The organism is Cetobacterium somerae ATCC BAA-474 (genome assembly GCF_000479045.1).
In the GTDB taxonomy this organism is placed as follows: domain Bacteria; phylum Fusobacteriota; class Fusobacteriia; order Fusobacteriales; family Fusobacteriaceae; genus Cetobacterium_A; species Cetobacterium_A somerae.
Window position 1 is genome coordinate 17,587 of the sequence record NZ_KI518102.1, and the last position, 12,961, is coordinate 30,547.

The 12,961-nt window shown below is 29.4% G+C and carries 14 protein-coding genes; all 14 read right to left on the reverse strand.

What is annotated here, in order from left to right; translation table 11 throughout:
* Nucleotides 1-68: 68 nt before the first annotated feature.
* Nucleotides 69-830: a 2-dehydro-3-deoxy-D-gluconate 5-dehydrogenase KduD gene (kduD, locus tag HMPREF0202_RS03430; RefSeq protein WP_023051989.1), complete on the reverse strand. Its 762-nt coding sequence runs from the start codon at nt 828-830 to the stop codon at nt 69-71.
* 38 nt (nt 831-868) lie between these two features.
* Complete coding sequence (kduI, locus tag HMPREF0202_RS03435; protein ID WP_023051990.1) at nt 869-1,705, reverse strand: 5-dehydro-4-deoxy-D-glucuronate isomerase; 837 nt, start codon at nt 1,703-1,705, stop codon at nt 869-871.
* Between the two features lie 27 nt (nt 1,706-1,732).
* Nucleotides 1,733-3,040, reverse strand: coding sequence for a TRAP transporter large permease (locus HMPREF0202_RS03440; RefSeq protein WP_023051991.1), 1,308 nt, complete (start codon nt 3,038-3,040; stop codon nt 1,733-1,735).
* Between the two features lie 25 nt (nt 3,041-3,065).
* A complete protein-coding gene (locus HMPREF0202_RS03445; protein ID WP_023051992.1) occupies nt 3,066-3,533 on the reverse strand; it encodes a TRAP transporter small permease in 468 nt (155 codons plus the stop codon).
* A 20-nt stretch (nt 3,534-3,553) separates the two neighbouring features.
* Complete coding sequence (locus HMPREF0202_RS03450) at nt 3,554-4,552, reverse strand: TRAP transporter substrate-binding protein (protein WP_023051993.1); 999 nt, start codon at nt 4,550-4,552, stop codon at nt 3,554-3,556.
* A gap of 22 nt (nt 4,553-4,574) precedes the next feature.
* Entirely contained in the window at nt 4,575-5,246 is a 672-nt protein-coding gene (locus HMPREF0202_RS03455; protein ID WP_023051994.1) for a GntR family transcriptional regulator, read from the reverse strand.
* A gap of 140 nt (nt 5,247-5,386) precedes the next feature.
* Complete coding sequence (locus HMPREF0202_RS03460) at nt 5,387-6,013, reverse strand: hypothetical protein (protein ID WP_023051995.1); 627 nt, start codon at nt 6,011-6,013, stop codon at nt 5,387-5,389.
* An 81-nt stretch (nt 6,014-6,094) separates the two neighbouring features.
* Complete coding sequence (locus tag HMPREF0202_RS03465) at nt 6,095-8,404, reverse strand: patatin-like phospholipase family protein (protein WP_023051996.1); 2,310 nt, start codon at nt 8,402-8,404, stop codon at nt 6,095-6,097.
* 19 nt (nt 8,405-8,423) lie between these two features.
* The gene (locus HMPREF0202_RS03470; RefSeq protein WP_023051997.1) at nt 8,424-9,167 is read right to left on the reverse strand and encodes a potassium channel family protein; all 744 of its coding nucleotides are present in this window, start codon (nt 9,165-9,167) and stop codon (nt 8,424-8,426) included.
* 204 nt (nt 9,168-9,371) lie between these two features.
* A complete protein-coding gene (locus tag HMPREF0202_RS03475; protein ID WP_023051998.1) occupies nt 9,372-10,121 on the reverse strand; it encodes an amino acid ABC transporter ATP-binding protein in 750 nt (249 codons plus the stop codon).
* Nucleotides 10,111-10,902, reverse strand: coding sequence for an amino acid ABC transporter permease (locus HMPREF0202_RS03480; protein WP_023051999.1), 792 nt, complete (start codon nt 10,900-10,902; stop codon nt 10,111-10,113). Before HMPREF0202_RS03480 ends, HMPREF0202_RS03475 begins: the two co-directional genes overlap by 11 nt.
* Before the next feature lie 8 nt (nt 10,903-10,910).
* The gene (locus tag HMPREF0202_RS03485; protein WP_023052000.1) at nt 10,911-11,690 is read right to left on the reverse strand and encodes a transporter substrate-binding domain-containing protein; all 780 of its coding nucleotides are present in this window, start codon (nt 11,688-11,690) and stop codon (nt 10,911-10,913) included.
* Between the two features lie 29 nt (nt 11,691-11,719).
* Nucleotides 11,720-12,412 carry a LytTR family transcriptional regulator DNA-binding domain-containing protein gene (locus HMPREF0202_RS03490; protein WP_023052001.1) on the reverse strand — a complete coding sequence of 231 codons (693 nt, stop codon included), beginning with the start codon at nt 12,410-12,412 and terminating at the stop codon, nt 11,720-11,722.
* On the reverse strand, nt 12,409-12,961 hold a 553-nt coding region (locus HMPREF0202_RS15230; protein ID WP_023052002.1), incomplete at its 5' end, for a hypothetical protein. The genes HMPREF0202_RS03490 and HMPREF0202_RS15230, both read right to left, overlap by 4 nt.

Consider the following 12,961-nt stretch of genomic DNA (forward strand, 5'->3'; position numbering starts at 1 on the left):
ATTTTCCTCCTAATTCTTTATATATTTATACTAAAAAAGAGAGGTTAAACCTCTCTCTTCATTAAAATTTATCTAACTAACCATCCACCATCAATAGCTAAAATATGTCCATTTATATAATCTGCTGCCTTTGATGATAAGAATATTGCTCCTCCTACAAGATCTGATGTTTGTCCCCATCTTTCTGCTGGTATTCTTCCTAATATCTCAGCATTTCTCTTTTCATCAGCTCTAATTGGTGCTGTATTTGCTGTTTCTATATATCCTGGTGCTATTGCGTTTACTTGGATATTATCCACTGCTAACTCATTTGCAAAAGCTTTTGTAAGTCCAGCTACTCCATGCTTACTTGCTGTATATGATGGAACAAATTTTCCACCTTGGAATGATAACATTGAAGCTATGTTTATTATCTTTCCTCCACCTTGCTTTTTCATCTCTATCGCTGCAGTTTTACTTAGATAATAAATTGATGATAAATTTAAATCAATAACTTGTTGCCAATCAGTGTTACTTCCCTCTAAAATTGGTGCTCTTTTTATTGTTCCAGCATTATTTACTAGAATATCAATTCTTCCAAAAGCCTCTATACATTTGCTAACTGCTTCCATAGCTACTTCTTCTTTTGATAAATCTCCAGTTGCATAAGCAACCTTTCTTCCTAGTCCTTCAACCTCTTTTATAACATTTTCCATATTATCATCATTATATGTGAATATAAATAGGTCTGCTCCAGCTTTTGCAAGTCCCATTGCAAGTGCATTTCCTATTCCTACATTTCCTCCAGTCACCATTGCAACTTTTCCCTCTAAATTAAACATATTTAACATCTCTTCTCCCTCCTTAATTAAACCCTAACTTATTTATACTATCTTAACTGATCCATTGGAACATGGTCCATATCAGTAAATGTTTGATTTTCTCCAGCCATTCCCCAAATAAATGTATAGTTTTTAGTTCCTACACCTGAATGAATTGACCAAGATGGTGATATTACTGCTTGCTCATTAGCCATTACAATATGACGTGTCTCTTGAGGTTGTCCCATTAAATGGAATACTCTTGAATTTTCATCCATATCAAAATAGAAATAAACTTCCATTCTTCTCTCATGTGTATGTGTTGGCATCGTATTCCACATGTTATTTGGATCTAACTCTGTCATTCCCATTACAAGTTGACATGATTTACAAACTGCAGGATGAACATATTGAAATATAGTTCTTTTATTTGAGTTTTCTAAATCTCCCAATTGAACTTTATTAGCTGTTGTTCTATCAATTTTTACAGTTGGATATCCAACATGTGCTGGTGATGAATTTATATAAAATTTAGCTGGCTTATCTGCAGAGTTTGATGTAAATGTTAACTCTTTATTTCCCATTCCAACGTATAAACCATCTTTAGCTTCCATATTGTACTCTGTTCCATCAATAATTACTTTCCCAGCTCCACCAACATTTATAATTCCAAGCTCTCTTCTTTCTAAGAAAAACTCAGATCCTAACTCTTTACACCCCTCTAATTTTACCTCAGTTTCAACTGGCATGATTCCTCCAGCTATAACTCTATCTACATGAGAGTACATTAAGTTTACTTCATCAGCAACGAAAACTGTTTCCATTAAATAGTGCTTTCTTAACTCCTCTGTTGTATAGTGTTTTGAATCCTCTGGATGATTTGCATATCTTATATCTAATCTCATTTTTACACTCCCTATCTAAATTTTTATTTATTTTATAAGACCAAATAAATCTGGTAACCACATTGATAATTGTGGAATAAATATTACTAACAATAGTATTAACATTGTTACAACATAATACGGTAATAGTGTTTTAAATACTTGTTCTATCGTTACATTTCCAACTTTGCACCCTGTAAATAATATTGGTCCTACTGGAGGAGTTATCGTCCCTATACACAAATTAAATACTATCATTATTCCAAAATGTATTGGGCTCATTCCAAAACTTTGAGCTATTGGTAAAAATATTGGTGTAAAGATAAGTACTGCTGGCGTTGGATCCATAAAAGTTCCAATTATAAGCATTAAAACATTCATTATTATTAAAATAATAGCATAGCTATCTGTTATTCCTAGAATCGATTTAGCTATAATTTGGGGTATATTTGTAAAGGCCATTACCCATGACATTATTGAAGAAACTCCAATCATAAATATAACTATCGATGTCATTTGAGCTGAAGAAAACAAAATTTTAGGTAACTCCTTTATACTCATCTCTTTATATATCAATGATAAACCTAGCGAATAAACCACTGCTATTGCTGATCCTTCTGTTGCTGTAAAAATTCCTTTCAAAATTCCACCAATTACAATTATAACTAACAATAAACTTGGTATTGCATCAAGTACAACTTTTATCTTTTCATTTAAAGTTGTTTTCTCTTTTGAAATATATCCATTTTTTTTAGCCATTATTGCTGATAAAATCATAACTCCTATTCCCCATAAAATACCTGGGATATAACCTGCTATAAAAAGTGCTGATATTGAAACACTTCCAGCTACTGTTGAGTAAACAATTAAAGTATTACTTGGAGGAATCAACATTCCTGTTGGGGCTGATGCTATATTTACTGCCGCACTAAATTCAGGACTATATCCTTCTTTTTTTTCTATTGGACCTATTGTTCCACCTACTGCTGCTGCTGCTGCAACTCCTGATCCACTAATAGCTCCAAAGAGCATATTTGCAACTACATTTGATTGAGCTAGGGAACCTGGTAACCGTCCTCCTATTAATTTAGCACAATTTATTAAACGAATAGCTATTCCACCATTGTTCATTATATTTCCAGCTAAAATAAAGAATGGAATAGCAACTAATGAAAAAGAATTAGTTCCTATAAATAATCTTTGAGCTGACGTTACCATAGATCCTTCAAAAGGTAATATCATCAACATTGATAATGTTGAAGCAAACCCGATACTTACACTTATTGGAACTCCTATTACTAATAAAATAGGAAGTGACATAAACATTATTAATCCTGTTTGTAATGCTAAGTTCATTTTTATTCACCCTTTTTATAGTATTTTATTTTTCTAAAACTATTTTTTTTATATTATAAATTGAATAAAATAGAATAAATACTCCACTTAAAGGAATAGCTGCATATACTACTCCTATAGGTATTTGAAGAGCTGCATCAAACTGTACCATCTGCTTTACTACAGATAAATATCCTCCAATTACTAACACTCCTAAAGTAAATATAAATATAATAGTCTCTTGTAAAAGATCACATATTTTTCCTAGTTTATTAGGAAGCTTTTCCTTTATAAAAGTTATTTGCATATGCTCACGCTTTCCAAATATATAAGCCGATCCAAATAAAACTAACCAAATAAATAGATATTGACATAGTTGCTCTGTCACTGCACTTGGATTATTAAAAACATACCTTGTTATTACTTGCCATGTTACTAAAATAGTCATAAAAGCCATAAGAACTATACAAAATATTTCAATTATTTTATTTAAACCATTTTTTAAAGTTTCCATCTTTTCTCTCCCATAACCTTTTATTGAGCTAAAGATCTAATATCATCATATATTTTCTTAGTTACTTCAGATGAATTTCTTACACTTTCTTGTAATGGCTTTACATTTTCTTGGAAAGGCTTTATTGATAAATTAATGAATTGAGCTCCATTTTCTACTGCTAACTTCTTAGCTACATCTACATTTTCTGCCCAAGCTTTAAACTCTAAATCTACTGATTCTTTAACTAACTTATCAAAAATTTCCTTATTTTCTTTTGTCATACCATTATAAACTTTTTCATTTACAATTATTAAATCAGGTACCATTAAGTGATTTGTATAAGAGAAATATTTTGCCACTTCATAATGCTTTAAATCTGCATAAGTTACTTCATTATTTTCTCCACCTTCTAGCACTCCTTGCTGTATAGCTGTATAAACCTCTCCTTGTGCCATTGGAGTTCCAACTCCACCCATTAAATCAACCATTTTTTTCATTGTATCTGATTGCATTACTCTAACTTTATATCCTTTTAAATCCTCAGGTTTTTCAATTGGTTTATTTGTATAAATTGATCTTGCTCCTGCTGTATAAGCACCAACTACTTCAAATCCATTTTTACTAACTGATTTAAATAAATCATCTAATTTTCCTGATAAAAATACATTTTTTTGATGATCAATACTATCATAAATATAAGGTAATCCAATTACAGCAAAGTCTTTATTAAAATTTTCTACAACAGGATTTCCTACAACTGCCATTTGAATAACTCCATTTTGAACAAGCTCTGTAGCTGCTCTTTGATCCCCTAAAAGAGCATTTGGTGATATCTCTAATTTGTATTGCCCATTAGTTTCCTTCTCTAACTTGTCCCCAAACTCTTTTAAAGCCTTATACTGTGGATGAGCTTCCGATTGATTAAATGCCACTTTTAATGTATTTGATTTTGTTGTTTCTTGATTTTTATCCCCAGAACATCCCATTAAAACTCCTGCAAATACAACACCTAATCCCAAATTTACTATCTTTTTCATAACTATACACCCCTTTTATTTTTTATTTTTTATTAAAATAACTTTCAAACTCCCCTTGTATTAAACTTTGTAGTCTCTTTATTCCACTATAAAGATGTTCTGTGATTAATTTTTCAACCTTAACTATATCCTTTTCTTTTATAGCATCTACCAACTCTTTATGATCTTCATATATAGCTTTAAAGTTTTTTACTTCAAGTATATCTAACATTTTAAATCTTTTATAATGAATTTGGGCTTTCTCTAATTGCTCCCAAATAAACATATTTTTTGTAAGCTCATACCACAGTTTATGAAGTTGACAATCTAATTCATAAAACTCTTTTGTTTCAAACTCTCTTTTTAAAAGAAGTTCTTGTAATTTTAAGTTATACTCCATCTCAGCTATAAATTTATCGTTCGTCATCTCTATTGCATCTTTTATAATTTGTTTTTCTAAAACAACCCTCATATATATACTTTGTTTTATAACGTCCATATCTAGTAAACTTACATAGCTTGATTTAAATGGTTCACTTTCAACTAATCCCATAGAGTTCAACTTTCCTAATATATCTCTACTTGGTGTTCTTGAAACTCCATATGTTTTTCCTATTTCCTGCTCTGTAATTATCTGACCTGGTTTATACTCTAAATTCATTATTTTTTCTTTTAGTTCTTCAAATATATTTTCTGTAGTGTTTTTTACTGACATTTTTTCTCCCTTTAACCGCTCTTAATAGTATACCTTTTTAAATATTGTATACGATTTTAATTTGAGTATACAATCTACTTTTGATTTTGTCAAATTTTTATAAAAAAAAACCTCCAAGTTAAACTTGAAGGTTTTTAATTTTACCATTTAGTTGCTGTATAATCTCCAGTTTTAGAGTTCTTCACAACATTTACATATACAACTTTTCCAGAACTTTGATCTATATAATCAGATACTCCAGATATTAAATATTGATAATCTTGATTTAAATCAGGTGTCTCAGCTTGTACATGCCCTTTTACTCTCCAAAGAGGTATATTATTTGCATAAGCTGATAAACTTAATGCTTTTACAAAATAATTTACATATTGAGTGTTATCACTATACCAAGCTTCTTCAAACATACCGTTGTGAACTCCACCATATGTTTGCTCAACTCCCCACCATTCGTTTACAGGTGCTGGGAAACTCTCCTCTGTTGTAAATGGCCCTGCTACAGTATAATCATAAACTATATTGTAGTTTGCTCCTTTATTTACAAAGGTTCTTGTATATCCTTTTGATGCTAACATATTTTGAAGTGAATTTTCAAAAGTTTGTTTTTGCAATCCTGCCTCTGGTCCCTTAGATGAAAGGTAATATGTTCCTGCTGGTATTGGTTTTGGTGCATATGAATCCACAGCTACTAAATGTCCATCCATTAAAGATGTACACCCCTGAAACATTAGTAAAGCTAATGGAGATAGATAGGCTAACTTTTTCAACATAATAAAATCCTCCTTGAACTTATCTTCTTTAAAATAACTTTACTATAATAATTTTATTCTTCCTTTATTTCTTTTTATAAATTAAAATACATATCCAATATGAACTTGGAACAGTGCCTCATTGTTTAAAACATTATTTGAAATTGAGAAATCCATTGGTCCTAAGAATGTATCCCAACCAATTCCTATTCCATACCCTTGTTTTTCCATATCCCAAATACCTTTTTCACTTCCAAATCCTGAATAGTAATTATATGTTCCTGCATTATAATTTAGACTTAAATAAAGGTTTTGTGCCACTGTGTATTGCAGTCCTAAACTTCCTATAAAGAAGTTATCTGTATAAACAGAAGATATTGGTAATCCTACAAATGAGTAGTTTCTACGTATAGGGTTACTTCTTAATCCTCCTAAATTAAATAACTCAGATAGTGGTGTATTTTCAGCATTATACATCTGCCCTCCACTTAATCCAGCATTTAATGACCAATTACTACTTAATTGGAAATATTTCGTTGCCATTGCTGAATACCCTTCAAAAGAGTTTCCTTCTTTTGCATTTGTTTCAGAGAATACTTGTAATAGTCCTTGACCACCTTTTGTTGCATACTCTGACTGATTCATCGTATCATAGTAGAAACTAAACGTATTTGTGAAATATGAACCATCTTTTTTAAAGTAAGAGAAGTTCTTAATTTTCTCTCCAGAAGAGTAGTTCGTTTCCATATTTTTATAACTTAACGTATACCCTGCAATTATATCATTAAATATTGTTGTTCCTATTGATAAGCTTGTTTCAAAAGTATTATTTTCATAAGTTGAAACATTATCTCCACCCTTATATAAGAATATAGGGTTTAGTCCATAACCTACTTCTGCTGAAACCAGTAATTTATGATCCCAAACATTATATTGAGTCATATCTGTTAATGATATCTTTGGATATTTTGAAAACTCAGCTTTTAATGTGTAGTTCTTCTGAGAAAGATTAAACTTATTAAATACAGGTATTTCAGCTACAGCTTCTAATCCAGCTCCATAATTTGAAACATAGAATAACCCCGCCTTTAATTTTGTTTCTAATTTCTCTCTTACAGTAAAGTTAACTGTATCTCCATCTACAGTATAGAAAACTCTATCTACAAAGTTTTTAGCAAATATCTTCTCTGTCCATAGATTTAGCTCACTTACAGTTAAATCACCTTTTTCTGGTCTTAACTTTTCCACTTCTTTTGTAGTTAACAGATCATTTCCACTTAATTTAACATTTTTTATATCAAATTTTCTATTTCTCATCTGCTCTTTCTTTAAATTTATCTCATTATATCTCTCTTTATCTGTTAATTTAGATAGTGCGTAGTCAACTTTTTCAGATGCAATCTGTCCCTCTTCAACTAACTTTGGTAAATTATCAAAATCTAAAGTACTATGTTTTTTTACATCTGGTGTTATTAATATATCTGGATAGTTAGTCTGAATCTCAGTATTTCTGTCCCCAGTGTATGTTGATAACTTATCTAATATTTGAATTATATTTGAATTATCTGTAATTACAATAGGTTCTGCTGCTATATCTACTCCAATAACTATGTCTGCTCCCATATTTATAGCTTGTAAAACTGGGAAGTTATCTGCTACTCCTCCATCTACATAATAGTTATCTCCCTCTCTTATTGGATCTAAGAAAGTTGGAATAGCCATACTTTTTAAAGTAGCTAAAGCCAAATCACCACTGTTTATTTCTACAGATTCTCCTGTTTGGAGATTCGTAGTCATAGCTCTAAAAGGTATTGGAAAATCTTTAAAATCAGTTACATTCTCTGCTCTTGCAAAAATTTTCTTTAACTCTAAATAGATATATTCTCCATTTAAAACTCCCATTGGTAAAGATAAATTATAATCTTTTGTCAAAGCTATATTCAGTGGATATTTATTAGATTGTGTCTTTTGTACAATTCCCTCTAAATCTCTACTTGAACTATTTTTAAATAGATCATAAAACTGTATATCTGTTACTACTTTTTCAATCTCATCTGGAGTATATCCCACAGAGTACATAGCTGCTATTATACTTCCAGCACTTGTTCCAACTATATAATCTATTGGTATTTGATATTTTTCTAATGTTTTTAAAACTCCTATATGAGCAGCACCTTTAGCACCTCCACCACTCAATACTAGTCCAACTTTAGGTCTAGATACATTTTGATTTTTGATAAAAGTCTGCTTTAATGTTTCTAAATTTTTTCTCTTTAACTCTAACTCTTGTATCTGCTTATCAATCTCTTTTATTTTTTCAGCAGCAGAGTTAACTCTATTTGGAGACTCCTCAGCTCCTAAAACAGACAAACAAAGCACAAAAAATAAGATTATTTTTTTTAGCTTTCCCATTTAATCCTCCCGTTTTTATTTAATCCTTTGATGATAATATTCCTGAACCAATTACAAGCCCTAATATTACATTTGTAAGAACAATTCCAGTTATTATCTCTACAACAACTAAAAACTGTGCCAACATAGTTAGTGGATATACATCTCCATATCCTACTGTTGTTATTGTTATAAAACTAAAATATATATGTTTAAAATAAAACTCAATTTGTGGTAAATCTTGAGTTATACCATTAAAAACTGGTGTTGAACTAAATAAACTAAGTACAGTATATAGTAGTCCAAAACTTATGGCAATGGTTATATAAGTTGTTATTACAACAATTACATCTTTTGGAACAACTTTTCTTCTACGCCTAAAAAAATCTGCAAAAACATATTTTAATATTATTACATGACAAGCTATTAGGAGAAGTATATTTATAAATGATAAAAAATAAAAAAAGTACTTTAAACTACTTTCATTCTCGTTAATATTTAAAGAAAAATTTATAATAGGCACTAATATTAAGTAATAAAATACTAATGCTGTTGCCTTTAATGGTCCATCTTTAAATATAAAATTCTTCTGCTTTAAAAATACCATGGGTAATATACTAAAAAATATTTTCACTGCACTTAATCCAATTTCTAAAAAATCTATTCTTATTTTATCTTTATCTATTAATACATGGGCTACTATAGATATTAAAATTGCTACACCCATTGATAAAATTGTATTTTTAAGAAAGCTATATATCTGTTCTTTTTTATATAGTCTCATCTAACCTCCAAAATTTTTTTCGTTTATAGAAATATACTTTCTAAATACTATTTTCCCTTTTTAAATTTCTTCAAAAGAATTTTATATCACCTCTTACTTTTAAAGTCAATCTTTTATCTAATTTATAATTTTGAAATATAATACGTAATTTTATGTAATATTTTTCTATATAAATCAAAAAAAGTGCCTAGCTTTAACTAGACACTATCTATTTTTTATTCTTTTCTCACAATCCACTCCACCAAGGAATTTACATAACTCTACAGTTTTTGGATTTTCAAATACTATTCCAGGAGGTCCCATCTCAACAATTTTTCCTCCGCTTACAAAGATTACACAATCAGCTACCCCTTTAGCAAACTCCATTTCATGAGTTACTAAAACCATATCTTTTTTGTCTTTACGTAGCTCTTTTATGGCCTCTAGAATCTCTTTTGTTAAGGCAGGATCTAGAGCTGATGTTGGTTCATCTAAAAGTAAAAACTTTGGCTTTAGCGCCATTGCTCTCACTATTGCCACTCTTTGTTGTTGACCTCCTGACAATTGATGTGGATACTTTCCCTCATGCTCAAAAAGTCCAAATCTCTTAAGAAGTATTTCAGCTCTTTCCTTTGCATCTTTAGCAGGAATTTTATGAACTTTTTCTAAAGGTAAAGTTATATTCTCTAAAGCTGTCAAATGTGGAAAAAGATTAAAAGCTTGGAATACCACTCCAATACTTTTTCTATATTCGTGAAGCCCCTCTTCCTCTTTGGGAATTCTCTCTCCATTCACTTCAATCTCACCACTATCTGAAACTTCTAGTCCAGCTAGAATTCTTAATAAAGTTGACTTTCCACCACCAGATGGTCCTATTATAACAATAGAGTGAATATCTTTTATATCTAAATTTAAACCATTTAATACAACTTGCTCTCCAAAACTTTTATATAAATTATCAATTTTAATTTCCATAGCTATACCTCCTCTCTAAATATTTAGAAAGGTGGGAAATAGGATATGTTAGTATTAAATATCCAACTGCTAATATACAATAGTTTTCTATTGGAGAAAATGTTAAAGAATCCACCTCTTGAACATTTTTAGTAAACTCATTTACTGCTATTATTGATAATAGCGATGAATCTTTAATTAAACTTGCAAACTGACCTGCAAGAGGTGGCATCACTCTTTTTATAACTTGTGGAAGAATTATATATCTATACGTTTGGACCTTTGTAAAAGCCAAAGATCTTGCAGTTTCAATTTGAGTTTTATTTATACTTTCAATTCCTGCACGAATAATCTCTGAAACATAGGCTCCTGAGAATACTCCCATTATTAGCACTCCCATTATATAACGATTTTCAATTCCAAAAGCAGTTCCTATTACATAATAAAATAGATAAATTTGCACAATTAATGGTGTTCCACGAATAACCTCAGTAAATCCCTTAGCAAAATAATATGTTGGTAAAAAACTTCCTCTTTGTCCTAAAACTAAAAGTCCTCCTATTATAAAGCTTGCTATTAAAGAGAACATCGATATTACTAAGGTCATAGTAAATCCAATCATAAATTTATATTTATACTTTTCAATTATTCCTTCCCAATTATATGGGTAGTCTAATCTGCTAAAAGCAAAATGAAAAACTCCTAAAACTATTACAGTTACTAAAACTATATTTATCCACTTTACCGTTGTAGTCTCACTTTCAGTTTTTGGTCTAAAAAATAGAGTTTTTAGTATACTCATATCATCTCCTAATCAAAGAAGAAAGGTACATTTTTCTCTGTAAAGAAAGCTCTCTCCTCACCTAAATATTTGTCAGCTAACTTATTAAATCCACCATTAGCCTTATATTCAATTATAAACTCATCAATTTGAGCTCCTAAATCCTCTTCACCTTTTCTATATGCTACTGCCCAAGGTTGTGATTCTGTTTCAAACTGAGCTAATAGCGGTGTTGTAGTTTCTGAATTTCTTGTCCAGTTTCTATAAATTGTTAGTGGATCATATATAAAAGCATCCACTTTACCTTGAGAAACCTCCAATATTGAAGCACTCTCTTTATCAAAAACTAATATTTCAGCATTTGGAAAATATTTTTGAGCTACAGTATGTCCACTTGTACCTTTTTTTACTGCAACCTTTTTTCCCTTTTGATTTAAATCATTGGCATTTGTAATACCAGATTTATTGTTAACTAACATTGCTAAATAACTTTTTGCATATGGTGTTGAAAAACTAACCGATTGTTTTCTTTCATCTGTCACAGACATAGATGATATTATTATATCTATCTTTTTTGTTTTTAATGCTGGAATTAATCCACCGTAAGCCATATCCTCTATAATAATATCTCTTCCTAAATACTCTCCAAGTGCGTAAGCCATATCTACACTTATACCTGTTGGTTTTCCATTTTCATCAGACATTTCAAAAGGAGGGTACGCTAACTCCATTCCAACAATCAAAGGTTTTTCATTTGCAAAAACTAAACTTCCTAAAATCAATGTTAAAAAAAGTATTATTTTTTTCATAAATATCCTCCGTCTTTAAAAAAATATTTTTATAGCTCTATTCTATTTCCGAATAAATCCAAGTTTTCCTCTAAAATTTTTAATTTAGTTCTACTCACAGATAACCAGTTATCTCCAACAAATGTTACTCTTTCATTTTTATAGTCAATCTCTTTTAATAAATTTTTATTTATAAGTGTTCCTCTATCTAGTTTTATAAAACACTCTAGTATTCTTAACTTATCTTCAACCTCTGAAAATCCTCTTTTTACACAATATATTTTTCCATTTTTAGTAGTAATCTCGGTTTTTCTTGTAATTCTACAATAATCTAAATATATAATATCATCTATTTTTACAATTGCTCTATAAAAAGTATCATTTATTACAATCTCTTTTATATTTTTCAAAATTTTTTTGTTGCTGAATAACTCTCTTAATGATCTTTCAATTTCAAAATAATCATCTCTATATATGCAGTCATATATCTCTTTTCTTTTAAAATAACCTTTGATTCTTCTAAAATCATCATCTCTAGAACATAATAACATAACAGGAATATTTTTTCTACTAAAAAAGTGTATTTTATTATCATTAATTTCATATTTTAAATCTATTATAACCACATCTATACTTTCTAAATCATAAGATATCACACTATCAATCGAATAAAACTCCGCCTCTAAAAGTTCTCTTAATATCTCTTGTAAATTTAAATCTATATTGACACCTATTTTTTTCAATTAAGTTCCTCCTGCAGCTTTTCAATCCTGTATCTACTTGCAACTAACGATATTTTTTCAGATATCTCTTCTAAATATCTTTTTTCTTCATAAACCAATTTAATATTTTTATTTTCTATTAAAATCAATGCTAAAAATGGATTTTTACTATATTTTAATCTCACTGCATAATCATACTTTTTATTTAAAATGTCACCTTTTTCCAACAAAATTTCTGATTCATCATAATTTCTATCTACTAAAAACTTTTTATAGTCCTCTCTTTTAATAAGTATTTTCGTTTCTACATCAATTAACTCTAAATTCTTTTTTAACTCCTTTGAAAGTTGCTCTTTAAACTCTTTATAATTTTTAGTTAGATACATTCTATTTACAAGGTTTTCTATATAATATTTATCAACTCTTAAAGTTCCTTTTATAAAATGAGTACACATATTTAATGTTAAAAATGAAAATATAATTCCTAGAGATAACCATACATTTTCTGTTATTATGAAAAATAGATATATATGTAAAAACATTTGAAATATTTTTAATGTTAAGATATCT